The 19,802-nt window shown below is 59.3% G+C and carries 21 protein-coding genes; 9 read left to right on the top strand and 12 right to left on the bottom strand.

Features of this window, described 5'->3' with window-relative positions:
• Positions 1-140: 140 nt before the first annotated feature.
• Both U9J33_RS07880 and U9J33_RS07885 read right to left on the bottom strand, forming a co-directional pair.
• On the bottom strand, positions 141-860 hold the full coding sequence (locus U9J33_RS07880; protein ID WP_324698836.1) for a TetR/AcrR family transcriptional regulator: 720 nt from the start codon (positions 858-860) through the stop codon (positions 141-143).
• Positions 861-938: 78 nt separating this feature from the next.
• A complete protein-coding gene (locus tag U9J33_RS07885; RefSeq protein ID WP_324698837.1) occupies positions 939-1,388 on the bottom strand; it encodes a hypothetical protein in 450 nt (149 codons plus the stop codon).
• 311 nt (positions 1,389-1,699) lie between these two features.
• Between U9J33_RS07885 and U9J33_RS07890 the strand changes: the two genes are divergently transcribed.
• Positions 1,700-2,071 carry an antibiotic biosynthesis monooxygenase family protein gene (locus U9J33_RS07890; protein WP_324698839.1) on the top strand — a complete coding sequence of 124 codons (372 nt, stop codon included), beginning with the start codon at positions 1,700-1,702 and terminating at the stop codon, positions 2,069-2,071.
• Positions 2,072-2,317: 246 nt separating this feature from the next.
• Here U9J33_RS07890 and U9J33_RS07895 read toward each other — a convergent pair whose 3' ends face one another.
• The 6 genes from U9J33_RS07895 to U9J33_RS07920 all read right to left on the bottom strand — a co-directional run bounded on the left by U9J33_RS07895 (position 2,318) and on the right by U9J33_RS07920 (position 9,264).
• Positions 2,318-3,394, bottom strand: coding sequence for a TAXI family TRAP transporter solute-binding subunit (locus U9J33_RS07895; protein WP_324698840.1), 1,077 nt, complete (start codon positions 3,392-3,394; stop codon positions 2,318-2,320).
• A gap of 136 nt (positions 3,395-3,530) precedes the next feature.
• On the bottom strand, positions 3,531-4,850 hold the full coding sequence (locus U9J33_RS07900) for an MFS transporter (RefSeq protein ID WP_324698841.1): 1,320 nt from the start codon (positions 4,848-4,850) through the stop codon (positions 3,531-3,533).
• A 21-nt stretch (positions 4,851-4,871) separates the two neighbouring features.
• Positions 4,872-5,816, bottom strand: a complete 945-nt coding sequence (locus U9J33_RS07905; protein WP_324698844.1) for a PDR/VanB family oxidoreductase — start codon at positions 5,814-5,816, stop codon at positions 4,872-4,874.
• 1 nt (position 5,817) lies between these two features.
• The gene (locus tag U9J33_RS07910) at positions 5,818-6,393 is read right to left on the bottom strand and encodes a pyridoxamine 5'-phosphate oxidase family protein (RefSeq protein WP_324698845.1); all 576 of its coding nucleotides are present in this window, start codon (positions 6,391-6,393) and stop codon (positions 5,818-5,820) included.
• Between the two features lie 28 nt (positions 6,394-6,421).
• On the bottom strand, positions 6,422-7,024 hold the full coding sequence (locus tag U9J33_RS07915; RefSeq protein WP_324698848.1) for a pyridoxamine 5'-phosphate oxidase family protein: 603 nt from the start codon (positions 7,022-7,024) through the stop codon (positions 6,422-6,424).
• A 53-nt stretch (positions 7,025-7,077) separates the two neighbouring features.
• Positions 7,078-9,264 carry a TonB-dependent receptor gene (locus U9J33_RS07920; RefSeq protein ID WP_324698850.1) on the bottom strand — a complete coding sequence of 729 codons (2,187 nt, stop codon included), beginning with the start codon at positions 9,262-9,264 and terminating at the stop codon, positions 7,078-7,080.
• 169 nt (positions 9,265-9,433) lie between these two features.
• On the opposite strand from U9J33_RS07920, the gene U9J33_RS07925 reads away from it, so the two are divergent.
• From U9J33_RS07925 to U9J33_RS07935, 3 genes are all read left to right on the top strand, one after another.
• Positions 9,434-9,949, top strand: a complete 516-nt coding sequence (locus U9J33_RS07925) for a MarR family winged helix-turn-helix transcriptional regulator (RefSeq protein ID WP_324698851.1) — start codon at positions 9,434-9,436, stop codon at positions 9,947-9,949.
• A 351-nt stretch (positions 9,950-10,300) separates the two neighbouring features.
• Positions 10,301-10,945 (top strand): hypothetical protein, encoded by a 645-nt coding sequence (locus tag U9J33_RS07930; protein ID WP_324698852.1) that lies wholly within the window; start codon positions 10,301-10,303, stop codon positions 10,943-10,945.
• Positions 10,945-11,520, top strand: a complete 576-nt coding sequence (locus U9J33_RS07935) for a hypothetical protein (RefSeq protein ID WP_324698853.1) — start codon at positions 10,945-10,947, stop codon at positions 11,518-11,520. Before U9J33_RS07930 ends, U9J33_RS07935 begins: the two co-directional genes overlap by 1 nt.
• Positions 11,521-11,592: 72 nt before the next feature.
• On the opposite strand, the gene U9J33_RS07940 is transcribed toward U9J33_RS07935, so the two are convergent.
• From U9J33_RS07940 to U9J33_RS07955, 4 genes are all read right to left on the bottom strand, one after another.
• The gene (locus U9J33_RS07940) at positions 11,593-12,078 is read right to left on the bottom strand and encodes a MarR family winged helix-turn-helix transcriptional regulator (protein ID WP_324698854.1); all 486 of its coding nucleotides are present in this window, start codon (positions 12,076-12,078) and stop codon (positions 11,593-11,595) included.
• 112 nt (positions 12,079-12,190) lie between these two features.
• Positions 12,191-13,429, bottom strand: coding sequence for an MFS transporter (locus tag U9J33_RS07945; RefSeq protein ID WP_324698855.1), 1,239 nt, complete (start codon positions 13,427-13,429; stop codon positions 12,191-12,193).
• Between the two features lie 164 nt (positions 13,430-13,593).
• Positions 13,594-14,139 carry a cytochrome b gene (locus U9J33_RS07950; protein WP_324698856.1) on the bottom strand — a complete coding sequence of 182 codons (546 nt, stop codon included), beginning with the start codon at positions 14,137-14,139 and terminating at the stop codon, positions 13,594-13,596.
• A 7-nt stretch (positions 14,140-14,146) separates the two neighbouring features.
• Positions 14,147-15,658: an aldehyde dehydrogenase family protein gene (locus U9J33_RS07955; RefSeq protein WP_420719872.1), complete on the bottom strand. Its 1,512-nt coding sequence runs from the start codon at positions 15,656-15,658 to the stop codon at positions 14,147-14,149.
• 67 nt (positions 15,659-15,725) lie between these two features.
• Between U9J33_RS07955 and U9J33_RS07960 the strand changes: the two genes are divergently transcribed.
• Genes U9J33_RS07960 through U9J33_RS07980 form a run of 5 tightly spaced genes read left to right on the top strand, consistent with a single transcriptional unit; the run spans position 15,726 to position 19,724 of the window.
• Positions 15,726-16,943 carry an NAD(P)/FAD-dependent oxidoreductase gene (locus U9J33_RS07960; RefSeq protein WP_324698857.1) on the top strand — a complete coding sequence of 406 codons (1,218 nt, stop codon included), beginning with the start codon at positions 15,726-15,728 and terminating at the stop codon, positions 16,941-16,943.
• 47 nt (positions 16,944-16,990) lie between these two features.
• Positions 16,991-17,398 (top strand): flavodoxin domain-containing protein, encoded by a 408-nt coding sequence (locus U9J33_RS07965; RefSeq protein ID WP_324698858.1) that lies wholly within the window; start codon positions 16,991-16,993, stop codon positions 17,396-17,398.
• A gap of 42 nt (positions 17,399-17,440) precedes the next feature.
• The gene (locus tag U9J33_RS07970; protein WP_324698859.1) at positions 17,441-18,151 is read left to right on the top strand and encodes a dienelactone hydrolase family protein; all 711 of its coding nucleotides are present in this window, start codon (positions 17,441-17,443) and stop codon (positions 18,149-18,151) included.
• Positions 18,152-18,883: a class II aldolase/adducin family protein gene (locus U9J33_RS07975; protein ID WP_324698861.1), complete on the top strand. Its 732-nt coding sequence runs from the start codon at positions 18,152-18,154 to the stop codon at positions 18,881-18,883.
• Positions 18,873-19,724: a VOC family protein gene (locus tag U9J33_RS07980; protein ID WP_324698863.1), complete on the top strand. Its 852-nt coding sequence runs from the start codon at positions 18,873-18,875 to the stop codon at positions 19,722-19,724. Before U9J33_RS07975 ends, U9J33_RS07980 begins: the two co-directional genes overlap by 11 nt.
• Positions 19,725-19,802 lie beyond the last annotated feature (78 nt).

Raw genomic sequence — 19,802 nt, forward strand, 5'->3', positions numbered from 1 at the left:
GGTTAAGTCCAAGGGGGGGCAGCCTGCAGCTCCCATGGAACCGCAGTTGCGGGTGACTCGATATGAACTGTGCGGCAGCGCTTTTGTCGGATGCCCCCCACCATTTTAGAGGCGGGCGCTTTTGTCCCGTGAGACTGACGTCAGCTGAGAGGACGCCACCAGGCGAGCTTGCCAGGGGCTTCTTTCAAAAGCCGCTCAAACGTCTGATCTACGACAACCTCGGCTTCGTCTGAAGGAACTCCAAAGCTCCGCAAGACCATAGCCGTCATCCCTTTGATGTACGATGGATCCCGCTCACCTGAAACAATGCGGCGAATAGCTTCGTGCTTTGCGCCCATCAGGAGATCCGCTGCCAAATCCACCGAGAGAACGGAATAGGCCCCAGAGCGTACGCCGGCCCGAATATCTCCTTTCACTTTGGCAGAGATCAGCCCAGCTTCACCGTCCATCAGTCCCAGGTGAGTCAGGAATCCACCCCATTCCACATCGATCAAGGCACGGGCCAGGAATGTCTGAAATCCTGTAGCAGTGCGCGCGACCGGATCATCAAGGACATCGTAGACGCTCGCAATGCCCTGCGTCATCTCTTCGGCGAGTTGAAAGGCCAGCTGAATGACGGCCTCGTCGAGGGAATCGAAATACTTGTAGAACGTGCCGCGCGAAACGTCAGCATGCCGCACCACGTCCTCGATGACTGTGGCACCGGTAAGCCGCTTGCCTGCACAAACCGCGAGGACGGATTGGAGGAGATGAGCGCGCATCCGCTCACGTTTCTCCCGCGCAACGCGAACCCGATGGTCTTCGCGAGGAGTGCCGGATGCGGTTGTGTCAGCGGATACGGTCGCGTTCAGAGTGCTCATTCTGTCATCGTGACAGATTGTCACTACAGTGGAAAGGGTGCGACCGTTCAATCGGGTCCAGAGATGAGCCATTTTATCTCAAGCGCGAGAGACTTTCCGCTTTGCTTTGGTCAGCTGCAAACCATCGCGCATGTTGAGTGACAGGAGAAAAAGGTTGGCCGCGCCGGCAACGAGCTCGACCGCTTGGATCGTATAGAAGCTGGTATCGAAGCTGCCATTGGAAGCCTTGTGGGATAGGTACAGCGCGGCGGGAATGAGAATGAGAACGCCGTTAGCGGCAATAAACGGCATGCGCCGCGCTTTCTTGCCAACCAATCCCTTTCGGTTCCCGTTTGCTAGCGAAAAACCTGATCCGCCGGTCGCGGCTAGTGCCGGTACCAGCAGGAGAAATCCCCAAGGGATCGTCGTTTTCACTACTGCGATCGTTGCGGCCGAACCAAAAATCTCGCTCAGGATTGTCGAAACCCAGAAAGCCGCAATTGTAAGGAGCGCGAGTCCGCCTGCGACGGGATGGATAATTCTCTTCATGTTCAATCCTTGAAGGCGGCGGAAGCGCACGTCGAAACGAGAACTTGATCGGAAACCGGTATATCCCATACCAATGTCATAATGACATGATGATGTCAAAAAATGAGCATGTTTCCGGTCGACGATTTAGCCCCGAAAGTTTGAATTTATCTAGCAGGTATAAGGGTTTGTGGTTCGATGCATCGGAGAAATCTTCGCCAATGAAAGGAATTGTCAAACTGACAAAGCCTTTACAAAATCGAAGTGTTTGATACCTTCCAATCACCCGCAAGCGGGAATGGCCCTGCTCAAGGAATCAAAGAGGAGACGGTATGCTTGAACGTAAAGAGCTCGATCGTGTGGTCACGATGCGGGAGCAGCTTGGCGACACGAACCCAGAGTCCGTCGTGTTGATCAATACATTCAACGTTGATGCAGGCGATGTGGACGAACTGATCGCCGCCTGGGAAGCCGATGCGGCCTATTTCAAGCGCCAGCCTGGCTTCATTTCAACCCAGCTTCACCGGGGAATTGCAGGTAGCTGCACGTTCCTTAATTATGCCGTCTGGCAGGACATCAACACCTTCCGCGCCGCGTTTCTGAACCCTGAATTTCAGGAAAAGCTGGCCGCATATCCTTCCAGCACGAGCGCATCTCCGCATCTGTTCCGAAAGATGGCTGTGCCCAACATCTGCGTATCGTGATCAAAGGTCGGGAGCAAATTTTCGGATTTGCTCCCACCTTGGCGGCCGCGATTTCAGGAGGTTAGGCGGCATTCAAGCGGACAGATTGTTACGATACCTCATCATAGCTGCATAGGGTTGCCAACCCTTTGCGGCTATTTTTGTGAGCGCCATAAAAAGCTAAACCCATCTTCCGCCGCCGGCTGCGCGGCGAGCGGAAGATGGGTCCGTCTCCTTACCCCCGCAGGGAGACGAATAGGATCTGGCTTAGATGTATCCGGCCTCGCGGTAGTACCGCTCTGCACCTGGATGAAGTGGAACTGGGGTATCGGCCATCTTGAATGGATCGAGCGGATAGCTCAGCGGGCTCCGTTCCGGCGGAATATGGCGGTATTGGGCTTCGAGGGTGCCGCGGGTTTCGACAAGGCACCAGGCCAGCAAATGGGCAATATCGTCGGGCATGTCGTCGCGAACGAGAATAACGAAGTCGGAAAAATCGAGCGTGTCGATCGCCTCCGGCAGATTGTCCCAGTAACCTGCAGGAAGGCTGTTGCGGCGAAATCCATAGTTCTGCTTCAGCACTGCCAGAGCCTGCTCTTCGGCCGGTAGCGCGACAGCATTGCGGACACTCATGGCTTCGCGCCACCAGGGGGTCATGATTGCTTCCTGGAGTACCGCGTCCACTTCACCCGAAACCATTCGGGCAATCGACTGCTCTGGGCGCTGGGAAACGACATATTCGCCGCCCCAGGACTTGAGGGTCGCCTCGTCAATGCCATGGGCTTCCATATAACGCTGGCTGACATACCCAATGTAGTTGGTGCCATCGTCGACCGAAGCGGCGATCCGCAAGTTGGGCTTTTTGGCGCGCAGCTCTTCAAATGTGGAAACGCCGAACTTTGGATCAATCGCCAGTACCAGGCGATCGTTTTGCGGGAGAACGCCAAGAGCGCGAAGAGTCGGCATTGCGTTGCCGGAAAAGATGCCTTCCCCAACCAGCGCGTCACCGACCAGCATGGCCGGCGTCGTGATGCAAAGCTGTGCCTCACCATCGAAAACCGAAATCGGCCCTTCGAGGCCTCCGCCGCGCGTATTCCAAATGGCGACACGGCTTCGCAGACCGGCTCGATCGCTGAATTCCTGGCAGAGCCAGGAGCAAATCCGGTGGAAATTGGCCTGGCCCCAGTCGCCTACAAAATTCAAGGTGACGGAGCGGTCGATCGAGGGGGATCCCGGGCTCTGCATGTACTCTCCCATCTTTTGTGTTGTTCGCGCACTTAATGACAAGGTTCTGTCAAAATGGAAATACACTGTCAAGGATTCGAGGTCGCGATCGGCTGTCACATCCCAAGCTGAAAGTGTGGTCTGCGGTAGGAAATGTGGTCGGAAGCGGGCCTGTTCGGCACAAAAAAAAGCCGGTCGGATGTCATGTTCCGACCGGCCAGTGGGAGGGCGCCCTGAGGCCATCAGGGCGCGTTCATCAGTGCATTGCGACAGCTGGTCCAGTCGGCGTAAAATGCCGGCGGCGTGCGATGAGGAACGTCGACAGCCCCGCTGCAAGCAGCATGGCGAACGTAAGCATGACCAAGCCCGCGGAATAGGATCCGGTGTTCCCTTTGAGTACGCCGAACAGCCAGTTGCCGCCGAATTGACCGATGCCTGCCGCCACCATGGCAATGGCGAAGCCCGTTGCGGCGGATTTGCCGCGCAAATCTTCTGACAGGGCCGCCATGAAGATGCCGCCGATGCAACGCGCGATCAGAAAGGCGAGTGCGAGAGCATAGAACGAGATCGACGGGGCTACGATACCGGCAATGCCGGTTAGGCAAGCCGAGGCCAGAGCGCTGCCGATGACCCACGGGTAGCGCTTGCCGCTGACGTCCGAGAAATGGCTTACCGCGTACGAGGCGATGATCCCGCCTACGAACAGAGGTACGATGATCTTGCCGATCTCGGCGAGCGACAGTCCCAAAGTGTCGTGACCGACCTTGGGAATCCAGAAGACCATGGTCGACGCCGCGCCCGCCACCGTCAGGTTCACGAGGGCAGCGGCAGAGATGTAGCTTGCTGGCGCTCCTTGCGATGAGGATGCGGCATGAGCTGTTTCCTGGGTATCGAAGGCCTTGGCAAGCCATTTTCGCTCATCTGCCGTGAGCCAGCGCGCGGCTTGCGGACCGGAAGGCATCAGCCTCAGAGCGAATATACCCATGAATACGATGGGAACGCCTTCGAGAATGAACAGCCAGCGCCAGCCCTCCAGGCCGGCGAGGCCATGAAACTGAATCAGAAACGCACTAAGCGGCGCGCCAACGATCGCGGCGACGGCAGCACCAGCCATGATCAGGGTTACAGCGCGGGCGCGGTATGCAGGCGGGTACCAGAGTGAGCAGGCGATCAGGATCGAAGGAACGACACCGGCTTCAGCGACGCCGAGTGCGAAGCGCAATGCATAGAAGGTTTTAGGGCCTTGCACAGCACCCATCAAAGCTGCGCAAAATGCCCAGCCGATCATCATGATGGGGATCCAGCGGTGCACTCCGAAGCGGCGGGCAGCCATGCTGCTTGGAACGGCAAAGAGGGCTTCGCCAATGAAGAAAATGCCGGCACCAAATCCAAACATGCCGGGCGTAAGGCCGAGATCGCGGTTCATTGCGAGCGCGGCGTAGCTGGTGTTCATGCGGTCGACATAACTAGTCAGCACCACCACGAAGAGAAAAGAAAGTATGTGCCAGTGGATCTTGCGGATCGCAGCGCGACCGACCCGATCTTCGTTTTGCCCGGAGGATAGAGTTGTTGCCATGGTTTGTCCTCTCCCAGGCGGTCAAAGGTCTAGTTTGATGAGCGGTGACAGAGCGCGCGAGCAGCAAAGAGCCATGCAGTTGTTTTGCGCTTTTTCCTCATCCGTCAGATAATGATCGCGATGATCGGGGAGCCCCTCGAGAATGTCGGTAATGCACGAGCCGCAGATTCCCTTTTCGCACGAAACCTCGACCTCGCAGCCTTGTTCGATCAGCACGTCGGCGATCGAGCGACCGGCGGGGATTTCGAATTCCGTTCCGTCAGCAAGCTGGACCTTGAAAGGCCCGCCGCTTGTGTCCGTCTCGGCGTCGAAATACTCGAAGTGGATCCGCGCGTCGGGCCATCCGAGACCGCGAGCGGCTTCGATGACATGGTCCATGAAGCCCTGTGGCCCACACACGTAGATATGGTCGTCTCCGGTCGGAGCGCCAATGTCTGCCGTGAAATCGAAGCGGCGGTCCTCGGAGAAGTGTGCCTGCACAGACGGCGCCAAGGAGCCAGCGAGCAGCTCTTCGAGAAACGGCGCTTTGCTGCGGTCCCGCGCGCAATAGTGAAACTCGAACGGAGCGCCTCGGCTTCCCAAGGCGTGGGCCATCGCGATCAGCGGTGTAGCGCCGATGCCACCGGCTATGAGGAGACTGCGACCAGTCGCCGGCTCGAGCGGGAAGAGGTTCCTGGGTGAAGAGATACGGGCGCGCATTCCCTCGGCCCACTGCGTGCAGACGATCTTAGAGCCGCCGCGTGAGTTGGCGTCATTCAATACGCCGATCCTGTAACGATGAGTTTCCTCAGGATCGTTGCAAAGCGAGTATGGTCGGATCAGATTCGAGCGGATGAACAGCTCGATGTGCGCACCTGCCTCGAACGGCGGCAACTGGCCGCCGTCAGCGGCGACCAGTTCGAAAGTGTGGACGTCACCAGACAGCTTTTCAGTCCGGCGAACAATGACTTCCAGATGGCCCGACATGTCAGCCGTCCTGCTGGGCGAAGTAGTCGAATTGTCCCCATTGCGGTCGACCGGAGGCGTTGAACACGACCGCGCTGAGGACGTCGATCCGAGCGACCTGTTTACGCTGCATGACTTCGGGATCGTTGTACTTGGCCTGCGCTTGCGGTGAGACGAACGCCAACTCCTGCTCGTCGCTAACCAGACTTGCCACGCCCTGTAGCTGGACGCCTTTGGCTTCCCGCCGGCGCTCGAACCCCACTGCATAATGGGCTTCGAAGGAGACGCGGCTGTCCCTATCGATGTTTACCAGTTCGCGCTGTGCCAGTCCGCTGATGAGATAGATTACCGGACGGCCGGTACCATCGTCGAGAGAGACGTAGCGAACGCCGCACCCGACCGGCCATCCGTCTGCGGTGACAGTGCTGAGGTGACCGTGTGCCAGATTTGCAAGAACTTCGAGCACCGTTGCACGTACCTCGGCGTCGGCGGCCGGCTTATAGGGCTTCGGCGCACCTTCCTGATCCAGTCGATAATCGCCAGATGCGAGGGCGCTGGCGAGCAGCGGAGAGGGCTGAGAGGGGGAGGCGACGTCCATGGTTCGTTTGCTTTCCGGTTTTGATCGATCAGGCAGCTTCTGGAGCGTCGAGCGCTGAGAAGGTGTCGCTGTAATCCACGGTGACTGGCGCGATTCCGTTGGCAGGATCTTGCCAAACGGCGCTGACGACATCGATACGAAGTGCCGGCTGCGTCTCGAGACCGAGATAGCGGGCGAATTCGTATCCTTCCTTTTGGAACTGGCATTCCATCGCCAGCTGATGTTCTTTGGGATCGGTGACCTGCGTCGCGAGACCCTGAATCTTCAATGAGGGCGCCGTTGCGGGATCGCCGTCGCTGCGGCCTTCGAGGACGAAAGCACCCACGCGCGGATTACCCTGGATATTGGTCAGCTTGCGCTTGTGCTCGTGTGTGAAGAGGTAGAGGACCGGTCGCATCTGGGGGCCGTTCGCAGACGCAAAATGCATGCAATGCGAGACCGGCCAGCCGTTGCTTCCAACGGTCGAAAGTCCGACCAATTCGGCATGGGCGAGAAAAGCCTGGACCTGCTCCTTCACAGTCTGGCTCGGCTCAGCGGCGCTTGCCGGAAGCTGGTCGAGATCGCGCAGGTGCTCGCCCGACCGAGCAAGAGGTACGATTGTCTCAGGCGTCGATGCTGCATCAAGTGGCATAGCTAAATGTCCATAAGTAGGTGGCCGCGTCGGATTGACGCGGCCATCGCATTTTAAAACCGGAAGCCGACTTCACCGCCGTAGAGGCGAGGAGGAGCATAGGTTTCGAGCGTTCCGAAGGGCGGAGTGCGCGAGACCTGGCTGCGGACGAGGGTGTTGCCCACGTTGCGGACGAAGCCTGCGATATAGAAGCGGTCGCCTGCGAGGTTGTACGTCAACCGCAGATTGGCGAGGTCGTAACCGCCAGCGCTCAGCGACTCGTCCTTGAAGGCCGTGAAGTAGCGCTTCGACTGGTGGAAGTAGTCGCCATAGAACTGGATCGAGCCACCATCTGCGAGTGGGATCGTCCAATCGATGAAGGCGGTGGCAGTGACCTTCGGCGCCTGTATCATCGGGTTGCCACCCACGTCGTAGGACTGAACGACTGCCGGAACGCCGGGTCGGCCCGGGATACCGTTGGCGATATCGGCAAGGATAGTTCCATCGGCATACTTGCCATCAAGCAGCGAGAGGTTGCCGCCGATCCGCAGGTTCTTGATCAGCCTTAAAGTCGGCTCGAATTCAAGGCCATTGACGGTCGCCTTGCCGGCATTCTGAAGGAAGGTCTGAACCTGCGAACCGTTCACGACGCCGTTGAAGACCTGCAGATCCTTGTAGTCGTAATGGAACGCGGTGAGGTTCAGGGTCAGGCGGCGGTCGAACAGTTCGGTTCTCAGGCCGGCTTCATAGCTCCAGATGTTTTCCGGCTTTGCCGAACTGCTGACGTTGATCGGGTCGAAGGCGCCGCTCTTGAAGCCTTTGGTCGCGCTCAGATAGATGAGCGTATCTTTGATCGGACGGTATTCGAGCGAAAACTTCGGGGAGACGTCATCCCAGCTTTGCTTGTTTTCCTGGAAAAACGCCGGGCTGCCATTGAAGCTGCTGAGAGCCGTACCCTCTCGGGTTTCCTTGCTGTAGCGCAGGCCAGCGACAAGCTTGAGCTGTGAGAGGATCGCGTAGTCGGCCTGCGCGTAGACGGCAAAGCCAGTAACCTTCGTGGTGGTGTAGTTGAGTGAAACGCCGCCCGGCGTCAGGGTTGGTTGGATACCGTCGGTGTCCTGCTTGAGCGCGGTGCCGCCAAGCATCCAGCCAAACGGGCCAGAATCCGGCTTCGAGGTGAAGGTCAGGTCCTGATAGTAGAACTTGGTATCCGAGACTTGTCCCTGATACTCGAGAAGCGACGCGCTAGAGTCGTCGAGATCGAGGAACACCGGCCCGAGCTTATAGCGATTGTACGAGCTAACCGAAGCGAGTTGGCCGATTTCGGTGTCCCAGGCAATCCGCAGGTTGACGCCATACGACTTGGACGGGCTGCTGTCCTTCAGGTTGTGGTAGGACGCGCGCGGATCCGGTGAAAAGGGCGCGTGAAAGACGGCGAAGGGCAGGGAGTTCGGGTTGATCGCTTTCGATGCTCCCGGCGAACCGCTTTCCTTGGAGTAGTTGCCGATGAGGGTGAGGGTCAGGTTGTCGGTCGCCTGGGCGAGCAACGAACCTCTGATACCCCAGAAATCCTGGTCGTTGAAATCGTCTCCGGTCAGCAGGTTGGTCGAATAGCCATCGTGACGATGGCGCACGACGGCAACTCGTCCGGAAAGCACATCGCCGATCAGAGGACCTGAGACCATCGCGCGATAGCGCTGCTCGCCCATGTTGCCGATCTGCATGTCGCCGCTAGCAGTGAACGTGTTCGACGGACGCGCTGTGTTGATGAGTATGGCGCCGCCTGTGGCGTTACGACCGTAGAGCGTGGCTTGCGGGCCGCGCAGGACTTCGACGCGGTCCACGTCAAACAGTTCCTGAACCGCTGCGCTGGCGTTGGGGATGTAGACGCCGTCGACGTAGGTTGCGACGCTGTTGTCGCTGAACGAGCCATACACGTTGCTGCCGATGCCGCGCAGATAGACGAAACTGGAGCCGGCGGTGGTCGAAAACTGGAGGTTCGGTACGGCGCGCTGCAGCGAAGCGGTGTCGGTGAGGCCGGCGGCATTGAGTTCGTCGCTCGAGACTGCGTTCACTGCAAGAGCAGTGTCCTGGAGCCGTTGCGAGCGGCGCGAAGCCGTCACGACGATGTCGAAGGTGCTCGTGGTTGTCGTGTCCTCGGCGGAGGCAGCAGGCGCGTCGTTTGCCTGAGCACTTGCCAGCGAAGGAAGCAGATAGATCGCCGTGGCCGTAAGCCAGGCGCACTTATGCTGGAATCGCATTTCAGTATCTCCCCATTCCCGATTCTTTTCTGAGATCGTGTTTTTAAGCTATCTGACGTCACGAAAGAGTCAATAGGTAGCCTATCTATCTAAATGTGATTGATAGGCGGCGATTGACACGGCGCTGGCATGCGACCAACGTTCGTCCGCAGAATTCAGGGATTTGTTTATGTCTCCAGCTACCGCCTTCGATGAACTCGAAACACCGAATTCCGAAACGGAGGAGGACTACCTTTCGACCAGCATGGGACTGATGGCGCGCGATCTTTACCGCGCTATCAATCGTGCCATCGACGAGCGCGTCGCGCGCTTCGGGCTGGCCGCCCACACTTGCCGGTATCTGGCGATTATGCACGACCGCGACGGGGTCACGCCAAAGGAGCTGAGCGACTATCTCAGCGTGAGGTCGCCGACGACTTTGGCCGCGCTGCGCACGCTCGAAGAGAAACGTCTCGTGAAGCGTTCCCGCGATGCTGATGATGGACGCAAAAGTGTCTACCGCCTGACCGCTCGAGGCAAGGAGGTCGAGGCACTTGTGCGCGAGAGTGCGCTGGAGGTCGAACGGGCGGCGGTCAGTTCGCTGACACCTGACCAGATTGCGGCCTTTCGCGATACCGTACGCCTGATCCGGAAGGCGCTCGATTTCAGCCTTGGCGATCCGGGGCAATCTTCGGATATCGACTGACCTGTTGAAATAAGGGCGGTCGCTCGCATTTTCAGTCGCTGGCGCAGCGGTCCACGTGGCTCGCTCGCCGCGCCGTGCGTCCGTGCGACCCCACAGCAATTTACTGCTCAAACGCGGGTTCGCCCGGGACGCACGCGCGTAAGCATGCCTACTTCCTAAACCAAGCGCAGTTGCGGCTGGGAAGGACAACACGGCTCGCCTCCTTATCCGAAATGGAAACTCTGGCTCTCACGAGAGTGAGATCCATCATTGACAGAGTTTTGTCAAAGAGACAAAATCTGTCGGTCAGCCGGTTGCTTCGATACCGGCGGAGAGATTCCGCGCGCAGCGCTGATAAGGCCAAGGAGAGAGATGATGAACATGCCAGGTGCCGAGGGGCATCGAGAAGAGCGGGTGCCCCTGAAGGTCAATGCGTTCGAGGTCGTGCGCGGTTCCAACTCGCAGCTTTTGCCGCTGTTCCCATACGTTGGGGCCGGCGCCATCGTGCCGTGCTCTGCGGCCTTCGAAAGCGATGGCAGCGGGACGAACATCGGGTACTTTCTTCATGAAAATACCGTCGATGAGGTTGCCCTGACGCTGGGATCAAACGGGCGTGCACGCACCGGGGATATGGCTGTCGGTCCGCGTGAACACGGCGTGGGCGGCGACTCGAGCGAGCCGTTCTTTGCGGTGATGGTTATCACCCAGCGCCAGCTTGATGAGGGTGAGCAAACGGAAGCGATGAGCTTCCAGTGCGAGAAGTGCAACACCGTGCTTCACCGCTACGAGTTCGACGAACACGAAGGCGGCGAGGGCGCGTTTGCAGGCTTGCCGACGATCATGGGTTCGGATGCTGCCGCGCTTGGTTTCAATGCCAGCGAAGAAGCCAGAACTTGCCCTTCCTGTGGCCACGTCAGCAGGCCGTTCCCGCTCTATATCTGGGGCTGGAGCAACTATACCCGCAACACCAGGATCGCGAAGAATGCCTGGAACGCCATGGAAGAGGTTATCTCCTGATGACGGCACCTGTCCGGACCCGGCGCAAGAACGCCTTCAACATTTATCGTGAAGCGGAAAAGCTCGCCTCCTTCGACGAATTTCCGATGCTTCGACCGGAAGTCGATCCTCAAGTTCACCTGAGCAAGAATGACGTGGATCAGCCATTTCACCTGGCCTGCGAAAAGGACACGGTGCTGGCGCAAATGAGCGGCAAGTCCCGCGTCATCTTCGCTGACGGGTCGGTTCGGTTCTTCGATCTGGTTCCCGGCGAGTTCGCCTATGTGCCAGCGGGTTATGCGCACCGCATTCTGACTGTCGAACCGGGGGCTGTGATCCGTTACAAGGCGCAAAAGCCGGGCAATGAGTCGATCATTTGGTACTGCAGCTCATGCGATGCCGAAGTGCATCGCTTTGATTGGCAAGCCGACGAGGCGCCTGTGCAGCAAGGATACGTCGAGGCCTGCCAGGAGTTCAACGCCGACGTCAAACACCGGACTTGTGGCGGTTGCGGCACTGAACTGCCGCCCGTCGATCTGACTGCTTTCCGCTGGGATGCTATCTCCGCAAAGCTGCTCGAAGCGGACGACGAATAAAAAGCAAAACCGGCGCCGATACGGTATCGGCGCCGGCTTTTGTTTAAACGGATCTCAGATGCCGTGGGCGACTTATTCGTCGTCCTCCTCCGTGCCTCTCGCCATTTCGCTCAATCGTCGTACGACGTCCACCGCAGCCTGTAGTTCTGCGGTATTGAATGCCTGGCCGAGATCGTTCGACCAGATGTGCTGACGGCGACTGACCTCTTCGAAAGTTTCGCGGCCCTTGTCGGTGTTCCGCACCAGCTTCGCGCGGCGGTGATCCGGGTTTTTCACCAACTCAACCATGCCGTCCTTCACGAGCGACTGCACCACCCAGAGGATACCCTGTCGGGTCAGTTCGTAATCCCGAGCGATCTGCGCCACGGTTTTCGGTGTTTGCGCGATCGCCCCGAGAACTTGCCAGCGCGCCGCCGTTAGTCCCAGCTCCTTTGAAAGCGTGTCACCACCGCGCAGCAGCCGACCGTTTGCTCGAAAGATCGTCATTATGAGGTCGGTGACGGCACTGCCTTCGGGCGTATGGGGTACCGATATGGCTTGCGCATCAGCTTCGGACATATTTTGGCGCCATTTCTCTTTCTTCAGATGACAATATCTTGTCACTCCGACGATAACCGCAGTTGCGGTGGAGGGCACCCCCTTTCTTGGTGAAAGGCGGTGCGCGCAGCCTTTATCGGACCGGGGTTTTCACTTCGTTGGTGTGGCGTTGGACTGCAATAATGGCCACCAACGCGGCCGCTGCCGGGATTGCTGCGATAGCGAAGGCATGTTCCGCCAATGCAGCCATGCTGAGAATACTGGCGCCCACCATCGGTGCAGCGATGGCCCCAAGTCTCCCCATTCCCGTGGCGTAGCCCGAAGCGGTGACGCGGATAGCAGTTGGGTATAATTGGTTGACCACGGCGGTCAGGCAGAATTGGGAACCGACGATGACCGCCCCGGCGAAAGACAGGACAATCAGGAAATTTCGGCCGATTTCCGAGAAGCTGCTGAGCAGCAGGACGGAACCGATCGTCAAAGCGTAGGCGCCGCCCAAGACCCGTGCAGGACCCAGCTTCGGAAGCAAGAAAGCCATCAGAAGCCCGCCGATGACGCCGCTACCGCTGAAGAGGGAAGCTGCAGTGACGGCAAACTGCGACGACAGGCCTCTGCTGACGAACAACGAAGGCAGCCAGCTCACGAAGTAATAGACAAGGGCCATGTTCGCGAAGTTTATAAACCATAGCAAAAGGGTGACGGGCCGCCGATCGGGTGTGAGCAGTGCTGCGACACCTGTCGCCGCAGCTGAAGTTGGTGCCGGTGCAGCAGCGCTCGCGCCGTCCCAGGCCGCGGATGCGCCGATGCGCGTCAGCAAGCGTTCGAGCGAAGCTTTTCGGGGCGTTTGGCGAGCCATGTAGAGCGGCGACTCCGGCGCAACCAACACGCAAAGGAACATCGCAAGGAGAGTGCCGATACCCCCTACTGCGAACACTGCTGAATGCCCATGAGCAGGGATAAGCATACCGGCGATCGCGCCGCCGAGTGCCGCTCCGAGTGGGTAGCCGCAACTCACCAGAACCACCGCAAGGGTTCGCAGGCGCGGCGGCATCAGCTCCATGGCCAAAGCAATGACGTTTGGTAGGGCGAGGCCAAGACCGATGCCGGCGATAAAGCGCATCAGTGCAAGCCACGACTGGTCAGGTGCAAAGGCACCGGCGAGAGTTCCGAGACCCGCCACGGCAAGGGCGATGACTATGCTCGGTCGGCGGCCTATTCTGTCGCCAAGCGGGGACAGTGCAAAACTGCCGATGACCAGGCCGATAATCGAGACGGTGAGAAGCCAGCCGACGGTTCCGGTGCTGAGCTGCCAATTCTTGGCGACGAGCGGCGCGGCGAGCGCCATGGCCTGAACATCGTAGCCTTCTGTCATTCCCACCCCGACCAGTAGGGCGAGTATCGCGAATGCATAGGGCGTAGGACGAAAGTCCCCCGCTATGCGAGTATCCTGTATGTGCTTGGGCATCTTGAACTCTCCCGGGTAGAATACGCCAGCAAGGCGGCTTCGCTGTTTTCAGTTCGAAGCTTTTGGGTCGGTTATTTCCGGGCGTCGCCGCTGGTGCGGTACCACATCCGCCAGAACAACCCGTCTCGCAGCAGGAAGATGTGGTAGAGGGCTGCAGCGATATGCAGGATCAGGAGCGCAACGAGCAGGCGCGCGCCGATACCGTGTGGAATACGCGGCGGGAAAAGATCAAAATTCGGTAAGCGGGTGGTGCCGCCGGGCGCGAAGATGTCCGGAGCTGCTCCGCTTAACGCGACCAAGGCGATGCCGCTCCCGAGCATGGCGATGATGACGACATAGAGCGCGATGTGCGTAGCCTTGGACACAATTTTCTGCCATTTCGGGCCTGCCACGGCCTCTGGGCGCTGGTCCAGAGCCCACCAGATCAGCCGGGCGAGGGTGGCAAGCAGCATGAGTATCGTAGCGGGAATGTGAACCCGCAGGAGCGCAGCTTTCTCGGCCGCTTCGGGATGCGCTGCGGCGTTGAAGCCTGTTATCAGCAAGATGATGATCAGCACTGCACTGACCCAGTGAAGGGTTACGGCAAGCGTGCCGTATCCCTGCTTGTCGCCTTTCATTGTCATGTCAGTTCCTCCGAACGATGAGGTTGCGGATTTCACTCATGTCTTCCATCGCGAAGCGGATCCCTTCGCGGCCCAGTCCGGAGTCTTTGACTCCGCCATATGGCATGTTGTCGACGCGGTAGCTGGGCACATCATTGATCACGACGCCGCCGACTTCGAGGCGGTCCCATGCGTCAAACATCTTGAAAAGATCGCGGGTGAAAATCCCAGCCTGGAGGCCGAATTTGCTGTCGTTGACCATCTCCAGGGCCTCGTCGAAAGAGGAGAACCGGGCAAGAATGGCGACGGGGCCAAACGCTTCCTCGACGTTGAGCTGGGCCTTGGGATCGACATTTTCGAGTAGAGTTGCTGCAAGCACGCGGCCGTCGCGCTGACCGCCGCACAAGAGCGTCGCTCCCAATCCTACGGCCTCTTCAATCCAGGCTTCAAGGCGCCCGGCCTCGGAGTCGGAGATCATGGGGCCAACGAAAGTTTCTCGGTTCTTGGGATCGCCCGCGATGAGCGACTTGGTTCGCGCGACCAGCAAGTCGCGGAACGCTTCGTAAACCTCATCGTGAATGAGAATGCGCTGTACACCGATACAGCTCTGTCCCGACTGGTAGAAGGCTCCGAAGATCACGCGATCGAGTGCGTCCGACAGGTCGGCGTCACGGTCGATGATGACGGCAGCATTACCGCCAAGTTCAAGGACCACCTTTTTCTTGCCGCTTCGTGCTTTCAGATCCCAGCCGACCTCAGGGGAACCCGTGAACGATAGCAGTTTGAGCCGATCGTCGGTCGTGAACAGATCGGCTCCGTCGCGGTGCGCGGGCAGGATCGAGAAAGCGCCTTCAGGCAAATTCGTCTGGCTGAGCACTTCACCCATGATCAGCGCGCCCAGCGGCGTTCGGCTGGCCGGTTTCATCACGAACGGGCACCCGACTGCAATGGCAGGCGCAATCTTGTGCGCGGCAAGATTGAGCGGAAAATTAAAGGGCGAAATGAAGGAGCAGGGGCCGATCGGGACTCGCTTCCACATGCCTTGATAGCCCTTGGCACGAGCAGAGATGTCGAGCGGTTGCACCTCGCCGGTCATCCGCACGGATTCTTCGGCGGCGATTCTGAACGTATCGATCAGGCGTCCGACTTCCCCTTCCGCGTCTCTGATTGGCTTCCCGGCCTCGACGCACAGCGCATATGCCAATTCGTCGAACCTGGCACGAAACTGCTCAACGCAGTGCTGAAGAACAGCTTGGCGCTCGTAGCTTGCCATACGTGCCATCGGTTCGGTGGCGGCAACTGCGCCAGCGATCGCCTGATTGATTGTCTGCGCGTCGGCTTGAGCACAGCGAAACGCCACTTCTCCCGTGAACTTGTCGGTCACTTCAAGGTCGGCGTTCGGCTGCGCCGCCTTGTTGTTGAGATAGAGCGGATAGATCGATTCTAGTTGTGTCACGTCGGCCTTCACCTGCGGTTGAAATGGCTTTTCAGGGGCGGTCAGCACACTGAACCTTATTGACACATACTTGTCCATATGACAGAGCCTTGTCAATAAAGGCAACGGGGCTAGGCACCGCTGCCGATGTGAGAGGCATTGGGACATGCAAGCTGTCATTGTGGGAGCCGGACAGGCCGGAGCACGCGCGGCCAAGGCGATGCGAGGTGCAGGCTTCGAAGGTTCGATCAAGGTTTTCGGGTCTGAAGCGCACATGCCTTATGAGCGCCCTCTGCTGTCCAAGACGCTGTTACAGGACCCGGCGACGCCGGTTCCTTTCGTCTTTGCCGACGGTATCTACCAAGAAGCGGGCATCGAGGTGCACACCGGAGCGACAGTGACCGGGATTGACCGCGAAAGGCAGGTCGTGACCCTCGCCGATGGCTCAACGGAGTCTTATGATCGGCTGCTTTTGGCGACAGGCAGCAGGGTCCGGACTCTCGCCATCGATGGATATCCGCCTGAACGTATCCTCTATCTGCGCAGCCTCGATGACTGCCGCGCCATAGAAGCGCTCATCGGCGGTCAGCCGAGTGTCGCTATCGTGGGCGGAGGCTTTATCGGGCTCGAAGTCGCCGCGACCCTTGCCGGGCACGGCTGTCAGGTGAGTGTGGTGGAGATGGCCGATCGGCTTCTCCCCAGGCTTGGATGCGCAGACGCCAGTGCAATGGTGCTGGCGCATCACCTTTCAGTGGGCGTCGATGTGCGGTTGAGTGCAGCCATTGCAGGCGGCGAACCCGGATTACTGACTCTGGGCGACGGCGATCACATTCCTGCGGACTTCATTGTCGCAGGAGTGGGCGTGATGCCGGACACCGCGCTGGCGCAGGCTGCGGGCCTTGCGGTTACTGATGGAATCGTCGTCGATGAATTCGGCCAGACGTCAGACCCCAACATCTTCGCAGCAGGGGATGTAACGCGTCACTTCAATCCGCTGTTGGGCAGCCAACTGCGCCTTGAATCCTGGCAGAACGCAAATCTGCAGGCGGAAGCCGCCGGCAGAACGATGGCTGGCGTACCGACCGCATATGCCGAAATCCCGTGGCTTTGGTCGGATCAAGGGGGGCTCAATCTGCAGATGGCAGGCGCTCCCCAGAACGTCGACAACGTCGTGCTGCGCGGCGATCCGGCTGGCGAAGACGGCGTGACCGTTTTTCAGTTCTGCGAGGGCCGCCTGGTGGGCGGCGTCACGCTCAACCGCGGCAAGGAGATGCCGCTCATTCGCCGATTGCTGGTGACAGGCGATCTCGCGCTTCCGGCGACGAGCCTCGGCGATACCGCCATCCCGCTGCGGCAGTTCATTCCGAAGAAAGTCGAAGCATGAGTGAAAAGATAACGATCTTGGTCGCAACCATGAGCGGCACGGCAGAAATGGTCGCCGACGAACTGGCCGGCCATATTGAAGATGCCGGCGGCGAAGCGCGCATCGTGCGAATGGAAAAAGCTTCCGTAGCCAAGCTCCAGGAAGGCGGGACCTGGATCATTTGCTCATCGACATACGGAACGGGTGACGTTCCCGATAACGGACAGGCCTTTTACAAGGCTTTGCTGGAAGAGCGTCCTGACCTCAGTGCCGTGCGCTACGGCGTGTTTGCCCTCGGCGACAGCGTCTATCCCAATACATTCTGCTTTGGCGGCAAGAAGTTCGACGCCGCGCTTTCCGAACTCGGGGCGAAGCGCATCGGTGATCTTCAGGAGCACGATGCGCGCGGCGGAATCTATCCCGAAGACGCAGCGGCCGAATGGATCGAAGGGTGGCTGGAGAGCGCCCAGAGCTGATCTTTCGCCGACCAATATACCCTACTTGAGAAGGATCGAGACGTGGACAATGCATCCGTTTCCCTGACCGCCGCCGACGGTGGCAGTTTCACCGCCTATCTGGCGAGGCCTTCGAAGCCCAACGGCGCGGCTGTCGTCGTGCTTCAGGAAATTTTCGGGATCAATGCAAATATCCGGGGCATCGCCGACGATTTTGCGGACGAGGGCTTTGTCGCAATCGCTCCCGACCTTTTTTGGCGTCAGGAGCCTAATGTCGAACTGAACCCCGCCAGCGAAAGCGATCGCGAGCGGGCTACCGCTCTCCTCAAGGGCCTCGACCAGCAGGCTGCCGTGGCTGATGCGCTGGTTGCTGCAAGCTATGCGCGCGAACTACCCGAAGTTACCGGAAAGGTCGGTGCTGTCGGCTATTGTCTGGGCGGAAAGCTGGCATTTCTGCTCGCTGGCGAACCTGGTATCGATGCGGCTGTCTCCTATTACGGCGTGATGATCCAGGCGGCGCTCGACCGGGTGCCGGCGGTTCGCGCCAAGTTGCTGCTGCATATTGCCGAAGACGATCATCTTTGTCCGCCGGAGGCTCAGCAGGCCATCCGCGTGGCCGCTGACGCCGCCGCCGATCGCATCGAAATTATGAGCTATCCCGGCGTGGGGCATGCGTTTGCCCGGCGCGACAGCCAACCGTTCAACGCAAGCGCGGCTGAGCGTGCAGACGCCGCAACACTGGCACTGCTTCGCTCGGAACTCGGAGCAGGTTGAATGGAGACCGTCGACGCCCATGCGTCCATCGCCTTGGCGAGCCGTATCCTGGCTCGCCAAGGGGTTGTCGACGGGTTCGGGCATGTGAGCCGTCGCTGTGAAGCAAATCCCGACCGGTTTCTGATGTCGCGGAGTTTGGCACCGGCTTTGGTGCGTGCAGGGGACATTGTTGAACTCGATCTGGCAGGCAATTGCGAGGCGCCCTCCGCGCCGCCGCTGTTTCTAGAACGTTTCATTCATGCGGCGATTTACAGGGCCAGGCCAGACGTCATGGCGGTCGTTCATAGCCACGCCGCAGCAGTCCTTCCCTTCACCGTCGTGCACGATGTCTCCGTCAGACCGATTTGCCATATCTGCGGATTTCTCGAAGGTGTCTCGCAGCCCTTCGATGTCGCTGACCACGCAGGGGACGCGAGTGATCTGCTGATACGCAATGAGGGACTTGGCGCGGAATTCGCGCGTCACCTCGACGGTGCGGCTGTTGGGCTCATGCGGGGCCATGGCTTCACAACAGTAGGCGCCAGCGTCGCGCAAGCTGTGTTTCGGGCGATTTATACCGTCCGCAACTGCGAAGTTCAGGCCGCAGCGCTCCAGCTTGGATCGCCAAAATATCTCTCCTCGGGTGAAGCGCGTAGCTGCGAGGAAACGACCATCGGCCAAGCCGATCGCGCGTGGAACCTGTGGGTCCATGACCTGGGACAGGAACAAGAGGACATATTCCATGACCGCTGAGCTGACCAAGCCCTTGCAGGCGACACTGCACCACATTGCGCTCGGATCGCCCGATTGTGAGAAGTTGGCGCAGTTCCACCACCGCGTGATGGGTCTTGATATCCGGCCGGAAGGCGACGGTTTTCTTGGAACCGCGCCCGGCCGCCGCGTCCACTTTGTCCCCGGCGCCGCCAAGACGCTGGTGTTCGCCGGGTTTGCCGTGGTTGCTCAGGACGATCTCGACGCTCTCGAACAGCGGCTCGTTGCGCGCAAGTGGACGTTCGATCGCCTGATTGAGGGAACGGAGCAATTCCTCCCGGGCGCAATCGAAGTCGTCGACCCGGATGGCAATATGATGCGCTTCGGTCTTGGCCGGACGGCAGATGTCCCCGTGCCGGGGGCGCTGCCGGCGCGTCTCCAGCATGTCGTTGTCGCGAGCACGGACGCGGCAAGGTTGTCGCTGTTTTACCAGGAAGTGCTCGGGTTCACTCTCTCCGACAATGTCGTCGACGAGGATCGTACGCTCAAGACGGCATTTTTGAGGTGCAGTGAAGAGCACCACAGCTTTGCCGTGTTTCAGGCCTCAAGCAATCGCTTCGACCATCATTGCTATGAAGCGCGCGAATGGTCTCTCATCCGCGATTGGGGTGACCATTTCGCGGCGCAGCACGTCGCCGTCGAGTGGGGGCCTGGGCGGCACGGACCTGGAAACAATCTGTTCCTTTTCATTCACGACCTCGACGGCAACTGGCTGGAAATTTCCGCTGAACTCGAGATCGTCACGCCCGATCGGCCGGTCGGCGAATGGCCGCACGCTCAACGCACACTGAACCAGTGGGGCAGTGCTCCGCTGCGGACCTGAACACGTTTCACATCTTCATTGACTGACTGACTGATCGGAAGGGTGCGCCGCGTAGGCACGCCATTCCGCCAACGGAGA

It is taken from the genome of Novosphingobium sp. RL4 (genome assembly GCF_035658495.1).
Classification (GTDB): Bacteria; Pseudomonadota; Alphaproteobacteria; order Sphingomonadales; family Sphingomonadaceae; genus Novosphingobium.

Excerpts from the sequence above, each read along its gene's own strand:
- U9J33_RS07880 (WP_324698836.1), bottom strand. The coding sequence starts at position 860 with ATGAGCACTCTGAACGCGACCGTATCCGCTGACACAACCGCATCCGGC.
- U9J33_RS07885 (WP_324698837.1), bottom strand. The coding sequence starts at position 1,388 with ATGAAGAGAATTATCCATCCCGTCGCAGGCGGACTCGCGCTCCTTACA.
- U9J33_RS07890 (WP_324698839.1), top strand. The coding sequence starts at position 1,700 with ATGCTTGAACGTAAAGAGCTCGATCGTGTGGTCACGATGCGGGAGCAG.
- U9J33_RS07900 (WP_324698841.1), bottom strand. The coding sequence starts at position 4,850 with ATGGCAACAACTCTATCCTCCGGGCAAAACGAAGATCGGGTCGGTCGC.
- U9J33_RS07905 (WP_324698844.1), bottom strand. The coding sequence starts at position 5,816 with ATGTCGGGCCATCTGGAAGTCATTGTTCGCCGGACTGAAAAGCTGTCT.
- U9J33_RS07910 (WP_324698845.1), bottom strand. The coding sequence starts at position 6,393 with ATGGACGTCGCCTCCCCCTCTCAGCCCTCTCCGCTGCTCGCCAGCGCC.
- U9J33_RS07915 (WP_324698848.1), bottom strand. The coding sequence starts at position 7,024 with ATGCCACTTGATGCAGCATCGACGCCTGAGACAATCGTACCTCTTGCT.
- U9J33_RS07920 (WP_324698850.1), bottom strand. The coding sequence starts at position 9,264 with ATGCGATTCCAGCATAAGTGCGCCTGGCTTACGGCCACGGCGATCTAT.
- U9J33_RS07925 (WP_324698851.1), top strand. The coding sequence starts at position 9,434 with ATGTCTCCAGCTACCGCCTTCGATGAACTCGAAACACCGAATTCCGAA.
- U9J33_RS07930 (WP_324698852.1), top strand. The coding sequence starts at position 10,301 with ATGATGAACATGCCAGGTGCCGAGGGGCATCGAGAAGAGCGGGTGCCC.
- U9J33_RS07935 (WP_324698853.1), top strand. The coding sequence starts at position 10,945 with ATGACGGCACCTGTCCGGACCCGGCGCAAGAACGCCTTCAACATTTAT.
- U9J33_RS07940 (WP_324698854.1), bottom strand. The coding sequence starts at position 12,078 with ATGTCCGAAGCTGATGCGCAAGCCATATCGGTACCCCATACGCCCGAA.
- U9J33_RS07945 (WP_324698855.1), bottom strand. The coding sequence starts at position 13,429 with ATGACAGAAGGCTACGATGTTCAGGCCATGGCGCTCGCCGCGCCGCTC.
- U9J33_RS07950 (WP_324698856.1), bottom strand. The coding sequence starts at position 14,139 with ATGAAAGGCGACAAGCAGGGATACGGCACGCTTGCCGTAACCCTTCAC.
- U9J33_RS07955 (WP_420719872.1), bottom strand. The coding sequence starts at position 15,658 with ATGGACAAGTATGTGTCAATAAGGTTCAGTGTGCTGACCGCCCCTGAA.
- U9J33_RS07960 (WP_324698857.1), top strand. The coding sequence starts at position 15,726 with ATGCAAGCTGTCATTGTGGGAGCCGGACAGGCCGGAGCACGCGCGGCC.
- U9J33_RS07965 (WP_324698858.1), top strand. The coding sequence starts at position 16,991 with ATGGTCGCCGACGAACTGGCCGGCCATATTGAAGATGCCGGCGGCGAA.
- U9J33_RS07975 (WP_324698861.1), top strand. The coding sequence starts at position 18,152 with ATGGAGACCGTCGACGCCCATGCGTCCATCGCCTTGGCGAGCCGTATC.
- U9J33_RS07980 (WP_324698863.1), top strand. The coding sequence starts at position 18,873 with ATGACCGCTGAGCTGACCAAGCCCTTGCAGGCGACACTGCACCACATT.